This is a genomic window from Planococcus daihaiensis, from assembly GCF_049262615.1.
Taxonomy (GTDB): domain Bacteria; phylum Bacillota; class Bacilli; order Bacillales_A; family Planococcaceae; genus Planococcus.
The window spans coordinates 2,444,843-2,460,188 of the sequence record NZ_CP175504.1; the positions used below are offsets into that span (position 1 = coordinate 2,444,843).

Consider the following 15,346-nt stretch of genomic DNA (forward strand, 5'->3'; position numbering starts at 1 on the left):
AAAAGCAGGAAGGAGTGGCCGCTCTGATCTATGTTGCGCTGTTGCGTGGAATTAATGTCGGCGGGAAAAACAAAGTGGATATGAAAGAGTTGAAAGGTGTATTTGAAGAGACTGGAATGACTTCGGTCAAAACTTATATCAATTCCGGAAATATCATTTTTGCAGACAGCCATCGCAGGACTGAAGAGCTGCCCGCCATTTTGGAACAGGCAATCCTGACTCACTTCGATTTGAAGATAAAGGTGCTGGTGTACGGCTTCGACGGTTTCCAGCGGATTGCCGAAAGCATACCGAATGACTGGTCAAACAACAATGACATGAAAAGCGATGTCTGGTTTTTGTGGCCGGAAGTGGACGGAGATTCTGTACTGAATCAGCTGGTTATAAAACCGGATATCGATCGGGTGAAATATGTGCCAGGGGCCATTCTATGGTCAGTCGATAAAGCCGATGTCACGAGGAGCGGCATGTCGAAAGTAGTGGGAACGGCATTATATAAACTGGTGACCATCCGAAACGTCAATACCGTGAGGAAGCTGCTCGGCTTGATGGAGGAGATGGAAGTCGGGGGATAAAGAACAGTTTGCGAGAACATAAGCTTTCACATATAAAACCAGAAAGCCCGTCACCTGCGAAACAGGGGACGGGCTTTTAGTTTTATATCCTATAGTGAGGTGCTATTTTTCCAATGGCGTTCGGCTGCAATCATTTATGTTCTTTCGTTTTGTCCCCTGAGCCTGTCACGCGGTCTTTCCAGCCATCTTTGTTTTCATTGACATAATCTGTGCCTTTGTCTTTATATTCATTGCCATGGTCGTCGAGATGAGTCTCACCTTTTTTTGTCACTTTATCTTTTACTTTGTTGAACTTGTCTTTAAAAGCCATTGCTCATTCATCCTTTCAATGGTTTTTTGTACATTGTTAAAATACCCGGGCAAAAAGGAAGTGAAACGATTTTGCTTCCTGGAACATCGAAATCGTACCTAAGGCTCAACAGATTTACTGGTATAGCCATTCTTCTTTAGTCATTTGATGGAAAATTAAGGAGTTACTGTCCTGTGAAATTAAAACGTTTTTTCGAGTATAGTTGGCGCATAAAAGAAGGAGCCCCCGCGATTGCGAGGGCTCCTGAAAGCTTGAGGTTACAGTTTCGCGAATTCTGGATCCGCTACTTTCACCAATTGTTTGCCGAGATTTGTGCCTTCGAATAATCCGAGAAATGCTTTCGGCGTATTCTCGAAGCCTTCGATAATCGTTTCTTCGTATTTCAATTTGCCTTCCTGCAGCCATTTGCCAAGATCCGTTGCTCCTGTTTTGAAGTGGGAAGCGTAATCGCCGAGAGTGAAGCCTTTCATCATCGAGCTTGTCGTGATGAATTTCCACTGGATGCGCGGCCCGATGTCGCTATCCGATTTATTATAGGAAGAAATTGTTCCGCATACGACAACACGGGCGTTTCTGTTCAGTTCCCAAATCACGGCATCCGAGACTTCGCCGCCGACATTGTCGAAATAGACATCAACGCCGTCAGGCAAGGCATCCTTCAGATCCTCATTGAAGCTGTCTGATTTGTAATTCACAGCGGCGTCAAAGCCAAGTTCGTTGATCAGGTAATCGATTTTTTCCTGCGAACCGGCAATGCCGACTGCGCGTGCACCTTTCAATTTGGCAATCTGTCCAACGACAGAGCCGACTGCTCCAGCGGCACCGGAAACAACGACCGTTTCGCCGGGCTGCGGTTTGCCGATATCAAGTAAGCCAAAATAGGCGGTGAGACCGGTCAAGCCGAGAATGCCGAGGCGCGTTGTGATCGGCGCAATTGTTGGGTCAACTTTTTGGACTTTGTCTGCTTTTGTAATCGTGTATTCAGCCCATTTCAATGTTCCGTTGACGATGTCGCCCCTTTGCAGCAGCTCGGAGTTCGATTCGACCACTTCAGCCAGAACGCCTCCCGAAATCGCTTCGTTCAATGCGAACGGCGCGACATAGGATTTCACATCTCTCATGCGGCCGCGCATATATGGATCGACTGACAGGTATAAAGTTTTCAGCAGCACTTCACCTTCTCCAGGTGATGCGATTTCCTTTTCGACAAAAGCGAAATCTTCGTTTGCCGGTGTGCCTTCCGGGCGATTCGCCAAGTGGATTTCTTTATATGTTTTCGGTGTCATGTAAATTCCTCCTCAAAGTTCTATTCGCAAAAAGCGTACCATTGTAAAACAATGGAATCAAAAATTGGAGCCTGCAAGCGAGAATTCTTGTAGTGGCTGGGTGTGTATGCTATTTTGAAATAATTAAGAGCAAAAGAAAAGAGGAACATATATGAACCCGAAATATCAATCTTTATTCAAAGAAATCACCTTGCCGAACGGTGTGGTGCTGAACGACCGTTTAGGTGTTGCACCGATGACCACGTATTCAGGAAATCCCGATGGAACCGTATCGGATGAGGAACTTGTCTATTATCGCCGCCGTGCCAACATCGGCAGCTTATATATTTCAGCGTGTATCGCCGTTTCCGAGAACGGCATTGCGTTTCCGAACCAATTTATCGGCTTCACTGATGATGTGATGCCGCGTTTGAAACAATTGGCTGTGGAGATGAAATCTGCCGGCAATAAAGCCATTCTTCAAATTCAGCACGGCGGTCGCCAAGGCCAACCGGATTTGATCAAAGCGAATGAAACCGTGGCCCCAAGTGCGGTTGAAGGACCCGCTGGCAAACCGACGCCGCGCGCATTGACGGGGGACGAAATCACCGCCATCATACGTGATTTTGGTGAAACGACGCGCCGGGCAATCGAAGCCGGTTTTGACGGCGTGGAAATTCACGGCGCCAATACGTATCTGATTCAGCAATTCGTATCGGAAATGACAAATCGCCGTGACGATGAATGGGGCGGCAGTTTGGAAAATCGCCTGAAATTCCCGCAGGCAGTTCTCGCGGAAGTGAAACGAGTGGCAGCAGAATTTGCGGATGATGAATTCATCATCGGCTACCGCCTGTCACCGGAAGAATACAGTGAGGCAGGCGTCGGCTACACGATCAACGAAACGAAAGAATTGACCGACAAGTTGATTGCAGGCGGTATCCATTACCTCCACGTGTCACTGATGGATTTTCAAAAACTGCCGCATCACGATGAAGCGGAAGGCAGTATCGTTGAAATCCTATCGAAACAAATTGCGGGCCGCGTTGCGTTTGTCGCAGTCGGCAGCGTTAAAGAGCCGGAAGAGGCAGTTGCCGCACTGGAAGAAGGCGCTGATATTGTTGTCATGGGACGACAGGTGCTGATTGATCCCGAGTGGACCGACAAAGTGAAGCAAGGCAAGGAAGCCGAGATCAATGAAATGATACCGCAGGAAATGGTCGGCAAGATGGATATTCCGTCGTTGATGTGGGAAAGAATCGGTGCTGCTAGAATGGTGAAAGCGGAAGAAGTTAAGGCCTAACAATAAAAAAGCTCCCGGACCAAATTTGGTCCGGGAGCTTTTTTCAATTTTGTGTCGAAATGGACGGCTGGTATTGGCTGTGAAGAAGGTAGAAATTAAGTGAATGAAGCACACAAAGGTTTATTAAAATCCCAAATTCGCTTAGAGTAAAAGAAAGAATTAGTCGCAGAGGATGAAACCAATGAAAGTTTTTGCTTCCCATGATGAACAGATTACAATACTTCAGAACCGCGGGCTGCTGGTACCGGACAAGGCGGCAGCCCGGCGCATCCTGTCGCGCGAGAATTATTACGCGCTCATTGACGGTTATAAAGAGCCGTTTTTGGAGCGCGATGAGCGGCTGAATCCGTACGGATTGGAGCAATATCAGACGGGGACCGAGTTCGGCCATATTTATGCGCTGTACCGCTTCGACCGGGAACTGCGCATGCTGATGCTCAATGAGTTGCTGAAGTTTGAAAAGAATATCAAGTCGAAAGTGGCATACCGCTTTTCAGAGAAGTTCCGGGAAACCGACAGTTTTTTGGAAGCCGCCAATTACAGCCAGGACTCGGAGCGCCATCATGAGCGCGACCGAATCGTTTCGACGCTCTATAATTTGATCAAAAGCCATAAGAAGCGCGACCGGGTAAAGTATCCCGCCATCCGTGAATTTTTCGATAAGCACCGCAACGTGCCGCTGTGGGTGCTCGTCAATTTCCTGTCGCTCGGCCAGATCAGCAATTTTTATTCCGTAATCGACGATGAGTTGCGGGAACGGATTGCCAAAGATTTTGCCGACGAGTTCAGTGAGGAATATGAACCGATTCAGCTGAAGGCGATTGAGCTGGACGCGATATTGCGCATCGCTTTTCCGTATCGCAACAAGTCCGCGCATGAAGAGGTGTTGTATCGGTATCGATTGCCGCATCCGGAAGATCTCGAAGTGGTCGACGCGATGCTCCGTTTACCTGCGGGAAGCCTGGGCAAAGGAACGGTTTACTCAATGGTAAGCGTGTTGCGGCTGGTGCTGGCGAAAGAAGAATACGAAGTGTTTGCAAACGAGCTGGAGCGGCTGATGCAGGAATTGAAGGGCGCATTGCCGGGCCGCGCATATGGCATGGTCATGCGGGATACGGGATTGCGGGAGAATTAGAAGTTAAGAGAGGCGAAAGCTTTTCATTTTTATGATCTTATGATGCCCAAGCCCATGCATCACCCGAAATTCAACAAAAGGCTCCGCGCATGCGCGGAGCCTTCACTCGTCCATCAACTGGCTTCCGGAAAGTCATTCTCAACTTTCTCGGTCACCCGATCAATGATTATTTCATTGTATAGAAGATCCTCATCAAGAAGGATCATATAGCCTTCAAAAGGTGAATCTGAGTTAATCAGGCCGTACGCTTCGAGATACGCTTCCAGATTATAATAAGTGAAATCCATAGCCACATCTTCATCGACCAAAAGCTCAGCTTCCTGTATCAGCTCCAATGATTTCTCAGAATCGACCAGCAAATATAATTCAGCGAGAGTGGTCAGGTCATCAATGCGGTAAGCGGGATCGCTGGTTTCAAGCCGGTCCTCCATGAACAGGATGGCTTCTTCGAATTGGTCCTGCATGAGGAAAAGATCCGTCTGCATCCAGGAAAGATGGTGGAGGTCCTCCTCAGAAGCGGATGCCATCAGCTGATTGATGATGGTGGCAGCTGCTGTGTAGAGACCCATATCCATTGCTTCGTAGGCCGCATCGATTTGTGCAATCTTCTCGTTACTTTCTTCGATCATGTCGTCAAGGAAGGTTTCCTGGAAGTCAGCAAGATCCATGCGGGTCGTTTCTTCCAGGAGCTCATAAAATTCGCCAGGCAGTTCCGCCGCAAGTAAAGTTTTCAGTTTGTCTTCTCCGTATTTATTGGCCAGAGATTCCACCGCCAGAAAGCTTTGGATATAAGGGTCGAACGTCCCTGTAGACGAGCTGTGAAACGAATAATCGTGATTCAATGAGGTGAAATCGATGATTTCAACATCTTCAAACTCATACCAGTCACTGGTTTCTCCAGCCAGGTATTCTGCTAAGCCTTCTTCAAACCAAAGCGGCAGCCGGGTTGCGGTTAATCTGTTCTCCTGTGCATATAAATGGCTCTGGTGATGGATGTATTCATGCAGCAGGATGACATGCCAAGAGTAATCGTCGGGAACAATATGAATCTCCTGGCTCCGGTATTCATAATAGCCCACTGCCTCTTCGTAGCCGGATGCGTCCGACAAGGTATCAAAATCGTCGTGGAATACGATGGTAAGATCGCCGAATTCCTCGGTGCCGAAGAATTCGGCAATCCGGACCTTTTCCGTTTCTAAAAACTCATCGATTTTATCAATTTCGTCCTTTGTGGAAGCCGTGTACGAATATATCACGCCGTTTTTCTCGATGCTGCCGGCAGTGTCTGGAGTCGTGCCGTTATTCCGAAGAGGCGATACAAGCACTTCCGTTTTCTCGCCAATTGTGTAATTCTCCGTAACGTCCCGCAGTTCGAGCAACGTGTTGGCAACAGCAAACAGCCCAAGTGCCGAACTGAGGTAAACTGTCAGAATGAGCAGCGCGGCGACTTGCATCCGCGTCTTGAGCCCAACATATGCAAGGTGGCCGATTTGAATTCCGTAGAGACTGAATGCCAGAATGCCGATACAAATCACGAGCAGCAGGAAGGAAATTAAAATCCCCAATATTATGCCCTGGCTAAAAATGAGCCAATAACTCCCAATGGTGAATCCAAGAAATAAAACCAGTAAAATTAAAATCTTTAATAGACCCTTCATGATATCCTCCACTTTCCAGTTCAAAATGGTTTTTTAAATTTGCCGACTGACCAAAAGGGAAGTTTCCTGCTGAAAACAGCTGCGGCTTGCTTTCTTTATATCGGATAATGTGTGGCAACATTCGATTCCTTTAGAAAAAACGCCATTAAGTTTTCTATATATTAACATTTTTTAGTCCCGGAATATATCTTTTTTCTGTTTAATAAGCTTCAATTTGACAGTTGCTGCGGTCAATTGAACGGACGATTTTCAGAAATTTATGCTTGCAGGAAAGAAAAAGGGTTTGTTCTTTCGAAATGCTTGTGCTACTCTTTGATTAACCGAATATTTACACACTGGGGGAGCCGCTTTTTGGCTGAGACAAGCATTGCTTGGACCCTTTGAACCTGATCTGGATTATGCCGGCGGAGGGAAGTGGTAGATGCATGCTTTTACCGATGCCACCACTCTGCACTGCTGTCCAATTCAATGGAAGCTGTGTATTTTTTTGTGCAAAAAAGGGGGAGAAGCGATGGCAGAGGTATGGGGCTTTATCGATTCGGGCCACTCGAGTCCGGCATTCAATATGGCTTTGGATGAACTGATGCTCGAATGGTTGAGCAAAGGGAAAATCGGTCCGACAATCCGTTTTTACGGCTGGTCGCCAGCTGGCATTTCAATCGGCAGGTTTCAAAATGCGGAAGAAAAAATCAATTTTGAACAAGCAGCCAGTTACGGGGTGGAAGTGGTGCGAAGGCACACCGGAGGACGCGCAGTGCTCCATGATCAGGAATTAACCTATAGTGTTGCAGTGCCGGAATCGCATCCTTTAATGCCGCATTCCGTAAAGGAAGCCTATCTCATCATTTCAAAAGGCTTGTTGGAAGGTTTCCGCGAGCTCGGCATCGATGCAGAATTCGCGATTCCTGGTATATCACCGAACAAAACCGATTCTGCTGTCTGCTTTGACAAATCATCCTGGTATGAACTGCTTGTCGACGGCAAAAAAGCAGCCGGCAGCGCACAGATGAGAAAAAAAGGCATCATCCTGCAGCACGGCTCGATTCCGATCGACTTTGACAGCGTGAAATTATTTGATTTATTCTGCTACCCAACCCCGGCAATAAAACAACAGGCACGGGAAGCGTTTAAAGGTAAAGCGATTGCCATCAATGAAGCGGCAGGGAGCTCAATTCATTTCGATGAGGTAAAATTCGCTTTCAAGAAGGGATTCGAAAAAGGGCTTGGGGTGGAATTAGAAACGCTTACGCTGTCAGAAGCGCAATTGATGGAAATCAACAGGCTGGCGGAAACGAAGTATAAAAATCTTGGCTTGAGTTACTCAACTGAAAAATAGGAGGAGTTCAAATGACAAAGCAGGAAGAATACATACGGAAACCGGATTGGCTGAAGGTGAAAATCAATACGAATGAATCATTCATGGGGCTTAAAAAATTGATGCGGGAGAAGAAGCTTAACACGGTGTGCGAAGAAGCGCGCTGCCCGAATATCCATGAATGCTGGAGCGAACGCAAAACGGCGACGTTCATGATTCTCGGTGATACTTGTACGAGAGGCTGCCGTTTCTGTGCTGTTAAAACCGGTTTGCCGAATGAACTCGATCTGGGTGAACCGGAACGGGTGGCGGAATCGGTTGAAATTATGGGCTTGAAACATGTTGTGGTGACAGCGGTCGCCCGCGATGACCTGAAAGATGGGGGAGCAGCAGTGTTCGCCGAAACGGTGCGGGCCATCAGAAGAAAAATGCCAGCAACGACCGTTGAGATTCTGCCTTCAGATATGAAAGGCGATTACGAAAGCCTTCATATGTTAATGGACAGTGGGCCTGATATTTTTAACCACAATATCGAAACTGTCAGACGCTTGACGAAACGGGTGCGGGCCCGCGCGATGTACGACCGTTCGCTGCAATTGTTGGAGCGGGTAAAAGAAATTGCACCAGACACACCAACCAAGTCGAGCATCATGGTAGGGCTCGGCGAAACGAAAGAAGAAATCATCGAGACAATGGATGATCTGCGCGCACATAACGTCGATATCATGGCGATCGGCCAATACCTGCAGCCAACTAAGAAGCATTTGAATGTGGAACGCTATTACCATCCGGATGAATTCGCCGAACTGAAAGAAATCGCCCTTTCCAAAGGGTTTAGCCACTGCGAAGCGGGGCCGATGGTGCGCTCTTCCTATCACGCCGACGAACAGGTCAATGCGACGTCGGCTCAGCGCCGTATCAATTATATGAAAGGCTACGAGTCTCAAGGGAAGAAATTTGAAGTGGACTCATTCTAATATAGTAGGAATATAAAGGACCATCGCTTTTGCGATGGCCCTTTATATTTTTTTTACATAGAATAAAATACTCGTTCAAAGAAACTTCTGCAAATCTCGATAGATCTCCACAATCTCAGCCTGCTTCATCCGCACAAGTCCGCTCGATGACGGAGCGACAAATTCGGCGATGCCCGGGATGACCGACTCCGACTGTTCGCCCCAGGGCACTGCACGTTTATTGCTGTATTGCTGATAAACGCCTTTGCCGACAAAGCACACAGCTTGTGGCTGATATCTCTTGATTTTTTTCTTCAGTTTTTCGGCGCCGAGTTTGTATTCGGCTTTCGTAATTTCTGCTGCTTCTTTTGTCGGTCGGGCAACAATATTTGTCAGTCCGAAACCGAGTTCCAGGAGCCGATTGTTTTCTTCCGGCAGAAATTTACGCGGCGTCAAACCAGCTTCATAGAGGATTTTCCAGAAGCGGTTATTCGGGTTGGCGTAATGATAGCCGGTTTCGGATGATCGGATACTGGGGTTGAAGCCGATAAACAGGATTTTCAGATCTGTTTCCAGGTGATCGGGAATTGGTTCCAACATGAATGACCAGCCTCTCTCTATTTTCTTTGCTCCTATCATACCTGATATTGAGCAGGATGGAACAGATGGAGAAATAAAAGAAAATAGGGAATCTCACCTTCCCCAAAAATTTTTGGAGACAGGAAAGTTTTATTACTATTCGTTTTCCGGATCCACCGAAATTTGCCAGACGATGCCGAACCGGTCGGAAACACTGCCGTATAATGGACTCCAAAAAATTTCCTGAAGCTCCATTTGAATTTTGCCGCCTTCAGCGAGACGAGTGAAAATCGTTTTTGCTTCTTCTTTATCGTCCAGTGTAAGGGTGATACTGATGCTATTTCCTTGCTGGAAAGACATCCCCATTCCCGGAGGCACATCTGAAATCATCAGGTATTCGCCGTTCTTCAACAGAATTTGCGAATTCATCACCATGTCTTTTGCTTCATCCGGAATTCCTTCCATGTCTTCTGCATTTGCTTCGCCATATGTCATTAGCCCGACCAGTTCAGCACCCAGCACATCTGTGTAGAAATGGGATGCCTCTTTGCCTTGCCCTTCAAAATTCAAATACGGAAAAAGTTTCGTAATCATGGTTTCCCTTCTTTCTTCAATTTTTCAGGCCGTTCAGATATTCGGCTAATCTGTCATAAGTTTCGGACATTCCTTCAACCGCCTGCATATCAAGAAGTCTCTGCAATTGTTCCTCGGACTCAAACCGTGTGCGTGAGGTTAGAGTCGTCTCATTTTCATCTCCGGAAAATTCCAGGTGCACCAGCATTTTCGGCATATCGGTCACTTCATTGCCAAATTGATCGGCAAAAGCGTCTTCATAAACCAACTGCTCATGAGGTTTGACTTCCTGATAAACGGCTTTGCCCCAAGCTTCCTGGCCATCCTCCGATGAGCGCATGCAATAATGCCATACACCGCCCGGTTCCACTGTCATCTCAGTACTATGCGTCTCCCAGCCTGTCGGTCCCCACCAGCGCGCAATATGATCTGGATTGACGTGCGCTTCATAGACCAGCTTTTTCGGTGCCTCGAAATTGCGTTCCATAATCAGTTCCCGCCCCTCAATGCGGGTGCGGGTATCTTTTGCTGACATTGGATAAACCTCCTTCTGCCTCAGATGACCGATCGGTTCCGACAGCCTCCTTTCTTTCGATTGACCGGTTTTTCATTTACATTATAGCAACTTTCTAAAATAATTATACAAAAATTCAGATAATTATAGAGCGAATGCCTTAAATTCTTTCACAATCAACTGTCTTAAAATCTATGCTTTTCTGCAGAAATAAAAGGGACCATCAGGAATTTGCTGGACAGTAAACCTCAAAACAATCTGTTAAAGTTATATTGCTAAAACTTGTAAAATAAATGGAAGAAAATAAGTAAAATAACACATAAAAAATAATTTATTTAGTATAATAGACTCATTAAATGTAGTGGAGTGTGAAAAATGCTAAATAAACGCCAGCGTGAATTCAGGAAAAAAATGAAGCAATCCCAAAGGAAACAGGTGCAGATTGGCGTTTTCTTTAGTCTGCTGATTCAATTGCTTCAGAACGAGAAAATGGACTACAAAATTTTGAATGATGACACCATTTCCTACGAATACTGAACAGGGAATGTAGAAAAAATAATGTGATGGGGAGATGGTGGGAATGGATTTTTCTGCGGTTTTATTTGAAAGTATTTTGAATGGGTTGGTGCCGATTTTTCAAACGTACCTATTGCCGATTTTAATCTGGATGCTTATACCGGCCGTAATCTTCAGGCTGATTTTCCAAAGCCAGCTGTCTTTCCAGCTTGGCGCACTTATTGGTTTGGCCCTCTGTTTTTTTATCGGTCCTCTTTAATGTGTTTCGAAGAATCAACCGGTTTTCATGAGGCATGCGGATTTAGACCCCGTTCCAGCAAAATGCGCATGCATTCCTGATGCAGTGATTTATTTTGATCTACAAAAAAATGCCCCGAATCGCTTCGGGACATGGGCTGAAAAACTCAAACTTAATATCTCTTACCGTGCTTTCTCTGGAAATCTTCTTCGGAAGAAAGAAGGTAAATAATGCCTTCAATGATCCCAATGACAGCTGGAATACCTGTCCAGAAAAAGAGCAGATAAATCAGTCCCTTGCCCGGTTTACCCAAATAGAATTTGTGTGCGCCAAAATCGCCAAGGAAAATAGCCAATAAACCCGCTGCTAATTTGCTTTTCATTTCGCTCATCCCTTTCTGCTTATAAGGATGTTTTCCCTTATTCTCGGATTTTAAGCTGTAAAAGACTATAAGATAGTATTATTATGAAAAAAAAACCTTTTACTTGGGAATCGATGACAGAGAATAAATGATTGTAAAAAAGTAGAAGGCGACCAGGAAAAATTGAAGTTGCCGTTTGTTATCCGTTCAATGACGCATTGTTAATATAGAACGGATGGAAAGCATGGAGCAGGAAAGACGGGGAGCTAACGAGAATAGTGTAGGTAAGAAAGATAGGCGAAATACCTTAAGGAGCAGTTTTTTTGGAAAGCGGGAAATTTGTATTGAACGGAGGAGAAGGAATGGAACTGCAAAAAGTTTTATTCGTGGTGCTCGACGAATACGCCGATTGGGAAGCGGCGGCCATTGCAGCTGCGCTGAATGAAGATCCCGAGCAGGGCGAAAAGAAATTCACCGTTAAAACGGTGTCGCTGGACGGGGAGCCCGTAAGGTCCATCGGCGGTTTTACCGTGCTGCCGGATTATTCAGTGGACACCGCACCGGATGATTTTGCCGGATTGGTTCTAATCGGCGGCAATTCGTGGAGAAAAGACGACAGCCGAAAAGTAATCGAATTGGTGCAAAAAGCGCAGGAGAAAGATGTTGTAATCGGCGCTATCTGTGATGCAACAGTATTTTTAGGGATGAATGGCATGCTGAACAATTCACCGCATACGAGCAATCATCTTGACGAACTAAAAGAAGTGGCTGCCGGCAATTACAGTGCGGAAGATTCCTATCTGGAGCAACAGGCAGTGAGAGATGGCAAATTTATCACGGCGAATGGCTCGGCCTATCTGGAATTCGGCAGGGAAGTTCTATATGCGTTGAATGCTGCATCTGAAGAAGAAATCGAAGAATGGTATAGCTTTTTCAAGCTCGGATATCATGAATTTGTGAAGAGCAAGGAAGAGCAGTGAAACCGAATAGATTTGTTTATAAAAAGGTCGCCGGTGTTGGATTTCGGTGACCTTTTCTAATTCTCTATACATCTATCAGTTCAAAGTAGTTTCGATTCAATTTCACTGCAATCGGATTGATTTCAGCAGGAATATTGGCAAAAAGGATGTACATACAGATTATATTTATAAGGGTATGAGTTACACAATATGTAATTTAAGAAGGTTGAAATATCAATGGAATGGGAAGATTCAAATGTATTATTTCCAAAAATACTGGTAAACTGGTCTAGAACTTAAAAGTAGGAGATGTGTTATGGGGGACTTATTGTTTTTCTTTTTGGAAAATATGGCGCTGATTATTGCGTTGATGTATTTAGCCATCAAAACGAGGGAAGCGGTTTTGGTGGATTGGACAAATCCGTTTAAGCAGCGAATCATTATTTCATTATTCTTTGGTTTCCTCACACTTTCTATTATGTATAATCCTTTCTTATATGAAGGAATGCGGTTGGATTTGCGTGAAGTCCCGATATTTTTCATTTCTTATGTGGGTGGCTGGCAATTTGGAGTGCTTTCTGCGATTTTGCCCGCAGGATTCCGTGCGTATCTCGGTGGCCCGACAATGGTTGTTGGGGTTTTTCAGTCCATTATCCTGCCCATAATTATCGGCAGTTTGTTCCACGAAAATAAACGCAAAGACCGATTTTTCGACATAATGAACATCAGAAAGATGATGATTGCATTTGTTATTTATGAAGCGATTAAAACGATTTTGATGCTCTTTTCGACGCCGGTCAATTTGCTGATCGCTATTGCCATGATTCTTTTTGCAGCAGTGGCAGTCTTTGCAATGGCATTGATCCTGAATGGTGAAAACCGCAGCCAGTTACTTCGAAAAGAACTGGAGTTTTATTCGAATCGAGATCCGATGACGCATTTGCCAAATATACGATTTTTTAAAAATAATATCGGCCAGCTTGTCGAAGAGCAGCTGCCAATGGCGATTATTATGATTGACGTTGATTATTTCAAAGTTTATAACGATACGCATGGCCACCAGAAAGGTGACGCTGTATTGCGTTCTGTTGCGCAGATCTTAATGGATTCCATACGAGAAGAGGATTTTGTCGCGCGCTATGGCGGAGAGGAATTTATCTGCTGCCTTGTTGCGCCTCGTGATTCAGAAGAAGCTGCGGAATTGGCGGAGCGGATCCGAAGAAACATCCAGGATTTTCATTTCGAAGGCGAACAACAGCAGCCGGAGGGAGTTCTGACAGTTTCGATCGGTATGAGCTATTCATCGGGCGGCACAGCACTTGAGGAACTGATTGAAGAAGCTGATCAGTCGTTGTATCAATCAAAACGGCAGGGACGGAACCGAGTAACATTGTTCCCTGGAATCATGGTAGAATCCAAGGAACAGGTATTAATCTTAGGAGGCCGATCATGAATAAATTAATGAAGAAGCGGATGAAAGCAATGGCGATTGACGCCGGAATCACAATGGGAATCACTGCTTTGCTGGAACCATTAGTGCGAAATAAACTGAAAAACAAAGCCGTTTATGATGCCATTGCGCCTACTATGATCTTCTGGGGATTGGAATATGCGCAGCTGCGTTTGAGCGGTCAGACAATTGGACATAAAGCCGCGGGAATTGTCATCGATACGACTGACGGCAGTGAACTGTCATCAAAGCAAATTTTTAAAAGGCTCATGCACCGTGACTCAATCAGCACGCTGTCATATTTGAGAGACCGGGGAAAATATGATTTCTACGAAGGAACCAAATTGCCGCATGATTTATATGCGGATACAGTGGTCAAGGAATATATAAAAGAAACGATGCAGCCGAAATGAAAAAAGGAAGCGGTCCGCTCAGCGGATCGCTTCCTTTTTGGTTTGGTAACCGTTGGCTAGAATGAAATAGACTGATCCATTCCATTCTATATCTAACTTGCGTGCGATAAACTTCAGGATGCGTGCGATTAAAATGATTTGCGTGCGATCCAATCGAAATGTGTGCGATAAAATCCAAGTTGCGTGCGTTCAGCTGGATTTTATTGAAAACGAGTGTTCACTTGAATGATTCGACTTGTTTAAATTTCAGCAATCTCACCGGACAGCACTCTGCGTCTGCGGCCCAGTGCATTCACCAGCATGACGCCCGCAATCGCGATGACACCACCAATCAGCGACAGTCCCGTCGGCAATTCATGAAGCCACACCCAGGACACCACGATTGCCACTGCCGGTTCCAAATAAATCAGGCTGGAGACTGAGCTGGCATTCGCGAGAGACAGCGCAGTTGCCCAAGTGACATAAGCGATCGCGGCAGGGAAGATGCCGACGTAAAGAGTCGCAAGATGCGCTTCCAATGTGGCATTTTGCAGCGTTGTGACCAGACCGGGTGAAAAATTCAGGAAAGGCAGCGTACCTGCCCAGGTGAAATAGGCGGTCAGCTCAATTGCCGAGTACTTCTTCAGCAGCGGTTTCTGGAAAACAAAGAAAGCAGCGGAAGCGAAGGCGGCGATCAGCACAAGCAATGCGCCATTCGTCAAGGTCAAGGCACCATCGTTCGAACCATATGCGATAAACAGGATGCCGATAAAACCGATGGCCATTCCAAGCCAGCCAATGCGCGTCAAGCGTTCTTTCAACACCACCGCAGCAATTAACGCTGTGAAAATCGGACCGGAACCGACCAGCATGCCTGCAGTGCCGGCCGAAATGGTCTCCATTCCGAAAGTCACGAATATATGATAGACACTGATGCCGATCCATCCAAGAATCAGCAGGCGCAGAACGTCACCCCGATGCGGCAGCTGGAATTTTACTCCCGGCCACAAGGCAATAACGAGAAATAATAACGAAGCGATCAGGAAACGGACCAGGACATTTTGTCCCGTATCGTAGCCGCCCTGAAGGCCCACGCGGATGGCCGGAAATGACGAGCCCCAGATCACCACTGAAAATAATGCTAAAGAAAAAGCTTTTGCGTTCATTCATTTTCCTCCATCAGCCATTCGGTTACTTGCAGAACAGCTCCTCCGTCTGCAGAAACAAACAGACAGCTTCTATTATAT

General features: G+C 45.9%; 18 protein-coding genes and 1 riboswitch. Of the genes, 10 read left to right on the top strand and 8 right to left on the bottom strand.

The features are described 5' to 3' along the window. Positions 1–23 precede the first annotated feature (23 nt). Positions 24–575: a DUF1697 domain-containing protein gene (locus tag DHX103_RS12030; protein WP_422124768.1), complete on the top strand. Its 552-nt coding sequence runs from the start codon at positions 24–26 to the stop codon at positions 573–575. Between the two features lie 130 nt (positions 576–705). Here the strand turns inward: DHX103_RS12030 and DHX103_RS12035 are convergent, their stop codons facing one another. Both DHX103_RS12035 and DHX103_RS12040 read right to left on the bottom strand, forming a co-directional pair. Next, positions 706–885: a hypothetical protein gene (locus tag DHX103_RS12035; protein ID WP_422122521.1), complete on the bottom strand. Its 180-nt coding sequence runs from the start codon at positions 883–885 to the stop codon at positions 706–708. 257 nt (positions 886–1,142) lie between these two features. Continuing rightward, a complete protein-coding gene (locus DHX103_RS12040) occupies positions 1,143–2,171 on the bottom strand; it encodes an NADP-dependent oxidoreductase (protein ID WP_422122522.1) in 1,029 nt (342 codons plus the stop codon). 151 nt (positions 2,172–2,322) lie between these two features. Between DHX103_RS12040 and DHX103_RS12045 the strand changes: the two genes are divergently transcribed. Then, the gene (locus tag DHX103_RS12045; protein WP_422122523.1) at positions 2,323–3,453 is read left to right on the top strand and encodes an NADH-dependent flavin oxidoreductase; all 1,131 of its coding nucleotides are present in this window, start codon (positions 2,323–2,325) and stop codon (positions 3,451–3,453) included. A gap of 181 nt (positions 3,454–3,634) precedes the next feature. Continuing rightward, positions 3,635–4,588: an Abi family protein gene (locus DHX103_RS12050; protein WP_422122524.1), complete on the top strand. Its 954-nt coding sequence runs from the start codon at positions 3,635–3,637 to the stop codon at positions 4,586–4,588. A gap of 113 nt (positions 4,589–4,701) precedes the next feature. On the opposite strand, the gene DHX103_RS12055 is transcribed toward DHX103_RS12050, so the two are convergent. Then, positions 4,702–6,246: a hypothetical protein gene (locus DHX103_RS12055; RefSeq protein WP_422122525.1), complete on the bottom strand. Its 1,545-nt coding sequence runs from the start codon at positions 6,244–6,246 to the stop codon at positions 4,702–4,704. Between the two features lie 327 nt (positions 6,247–6,573). Then, a riboswitch (TPP riboswitch) is annotated at positions 6,574–6,676 on the top strand. Positions 6,677–6,757: 81 nt separating this feature from the next. On the opposite strand from DHX103_RS12055, the gene DHX103_RS12060 reads away from it, so the two are divergent. After that, a complete protein-coding gene (locus tag DHX103_RS12060; protein WP_422122526.1) occupies positions 6,758–7,582 on the top strand; it encodes a lipoate--protein ligase family protein in 825 nt (274 codons plus the stop codon). Positions 7,583–7,593: 11 nt separating this feature from the next. Then, the gene (gene lipA / locus DHX103_RS12065; protein ID WP_422122527.1) at positions 7,594–8,538 is read left to right on the top strand and encodes a lipoyl synthase; all 945 of its coding nucleotides are present in this window, start codon (positions 7,594–7,596) and stop codon (positions 8,536–8,538) included. A gap of 75 nt (positions 8,539–8,613) precedes the next feature. Here lipA and mug read toward each other — a convergent pair whose 3' ends face one another. The 3 genes from mug to DHX103_RS12080 all read right to left on the bottom strand — a co-directional run bounded on the left by mug (position 8,614) and on the right by DHX103_RS12080 (position 10,204). Further along, positions 8,614–9,114: a G/U mismatch-specific DNA glycosylase gene (gene mug / locus DHX103_RS12070; protein ID WP_422124769.1), complete on the bottom strand. Its 501-nt coding sequence runs from the start codon at positions 9,112–9,114 to the stop codon at positions 8,614–8,616. Between the two features lie 138 nt (positions 9,115–9,252). Further along, a complete protein-coding gene (locus tag DHX103_RS12075) occupies positions 9,253–9,690 on the bottom strand; it encodes a VOC family protein (RefSeq protein ID WP_422122528.1) in 438 nt (145 codons plus the stop codon). Positions 9,691–9,706: 16 nt separating this feature from the next. Then, entirely contained in the window at positions 9,707–10,204 is a 498-nt protein-coding gene (locus DHX103_RS12080) for an SRPBCC domain-containing protein (RefSeq protein ID WP_422122529.1), read from the bottom strand. A gap of 354 nt (positions 10,205–10,558) precedes the next feature. Here DHX103_RS12080 and DHX103_RS12085 point away from each other — a divergent pair, with 354 nt between their 5' ends. Next, positions 10,559–10,720 carry a hypothetical protein gene (locus DHX103_RS12085; protein WP_422122530.1) on the top strand — a complete coding sequence of 54 codons (162 nt, stop codon included), beginning with the start codon at positions 10,559–10,561 and terminating at the stop codon, positions 10,718–10,720. 43 nt (positions 10,721–10,763) lie between these two features. Further along, positions 10,764–10,958 carry a hypothetical protein gene (locus DHX103_RS12090; protein ID WP_422122531.1) on the top strand — a complete coding sequence of 65 codons (195 nt, stop codon included), beginning with the start codon at positions 10,764–10,766 and terminating at the stop codon, positions 10,956–10,958. A gap of 151 nt (positions 10,959–11,109) precedes the next feature. Here the strand turns inward: DHX103_RS12090 and DHX103_RS12095 are convergent, their stop codons facing one another. Then, entirely contained in the window at positions 11,110–11,319 is a 210-nt protein-coding gene (locus DHX103_RS12095) for a TM2 domain-containing protein (protein WP_422122532.1), read from the bottom strand. Positions 11,320–11,660: 341 nt separating this feature from the next. On the opposite strand from DHX103_RS12095, the gene DHX103_RS12100 reads away from it, so the two are divergent. The 3 genes from DHX103_RS12100 to DHX103_RS12110 all read left to right on the top strand — a co-directional run bounded on the left by DHX103_RS12100 (position 11,661) and on the right by DHX103_RS12110 (position 14,120). Beyond that, positions 11,661–12,278, top strand: coding sequence for a type 1 glutamine amidotransferase family protein (locus tag DHX103_RS12100; RefSeq protein ID WP_422122533.1), 618 nt, complete (start codon positions 11,661–11,663; stop codon positions 12,276–12,278). Between the two features lie 295 nt (positions 12,279–12,573). Further along, positions 12,574–13,710: a GGDEF domain-containing protein gene (locus DHX103_RS12105; protein WP_422122534.1), complete on the top strand. Its 1,137-nt coding sequence runs from the start codon at positions 12,574–12,576 to the stop codon at positions 13,708–13,710. Beyond that, positions 13,707–14,120, top strand: a complete 414-nt coding sequence (locus tag DHX103_RS12110) for an RDD family protein (RefSeq protein ID WP_422122535.1) — start codon at positions 13,707–13,709, stop codon at positions 14,118–14,120. Before DHX103_RS12105 ends, DHX103_RS12110 begins: the two co-directional genes overlap by 4 nt. Before the next feature lie 239 nt (positions 14,121–14,359). On the opposite strand, the gene DHX103_RS12115 is transcribed toward DHX103_RS12110, so the two are convergent. After that, positions 14,360–15,265 carry a DMT family transporter gene (locus DHX103_RS12115; protein WP_422122536.1) on the bottom strand — a complete coding sequence of 302 codons (906 nt, stop codon included), beginning with the start codon at positions 15,263–15,265 and terminating at the stop codon, positions 14,360–14,362. Positions 15,266–15,346: the final 81 nt, after the last annotated feature.

Coding starts and splice junctions, on each gene's coding strand:
- DHX103_RS12035 (WP_422122521.1), bottom strand. CDS start 885: ATGGCTTTTAAAGACAAGTTCAACAAAGTAAAAGATAAAGTGACAAAA.
- DHX103_RS12075 (WP_422122528.1), bottom strand. CDS start 9,690: ATGATTACGAAACTTTTTCCGTATTTGAATTTTGAAGGGCAAGGCAAA.
- DHX103_RS12050 (WP_422122524.1), top strand. CDS start 3,635: ATGAAAGTTTTTGCTTCCCATGATGAACAGATTACAATACTTCAGAAC.
- DHX103_RS12100 (WP_422122533.1), top strand. CDS start 11,661: ATGGAACTGCAAAAAGTTTTATTCGTGGTGCTCGACGAATACGCCGAT.
- DHX103_RS12080 (WP_422122529.1), bottom strand. CDS start 10,204: ATGTCAGCAAAAGATACCCGCACCCGCATTGAGGGGCGGGAACTGATT.
- DHX103_RS12110 (WP_422122535.1), top strand. CDS start 13,707: ATGAATAAATTAATGAAGAAGCGGATGAAAGCAATGGCGATTGACGCC.
- DHX103_RS12045 (WP_422122523.1), top strand. CDS start 2,323: ATGAACCCGAAATATCAATCTTTATTCAAAGAAATCACCTTGCCGAAC.
- DHX103_RS12115 (WP_422122536.1), bottom strand. CDS start 15,265: ATGAACGCAAAAGCTTTTTCTTTAGCATTATTTTCAGTGGTGATCTGG.
- DHX103_RS12105 (WP_422122534.1), top strand. CDS start 12,574: ATGGGGGACTTATTGTTTTTCTTTTTGGAAAATATGGCGCTGATTATT.
- DHX103_RS12090 (WP_422122531.1), top strand. CDS start 10,764: ATGGATTTTTCTGCGGTTTTATTTGAAAGTATTTTGAATGGGTTGGTG.
- DHX103_RS12095 (WP_422122532.1), bottom strand. CDS start 11,319: ATGAAAAGCAAATTAGCAGCGGGTTTATTGGCTATTTTCCTTGGCGAT.
- DHX103_RS12055 (WP_422122525.1), bottom strand. CDS start 6,246: ATGAAGGGTCTATTAAAGATTTTAATTTTACTGGTTTTATTTCTTGGA.
- lipA (WP_422122527.1), top strand. CDS start 7,594: ATGACAAAGCAGGAAGAATACATACGGAAACCGGATTGGCTGAAGGTG.
- DHX103_RS12085 (WP_422122530.1), top strand. CDS start 10,559: ATGCTAAATAAACGCCAGCGTGAATTCAGGAAAAAAATGAAGCAATCC.
- DHX103_RS12040 (WP_422122522.1), bottom strand. CDS start 2,171: ATGACACCGAAAACATATAAAGAAATCCACTTGGCGAATCGCCCGGAA.
- DHX103_RS12060 (WP_422122526.1), top strand. CDS start 6,758: ATGGCAGAGGTATGGGGCTTTATCGATTCGGGCCACTCGAGTCCGGCA.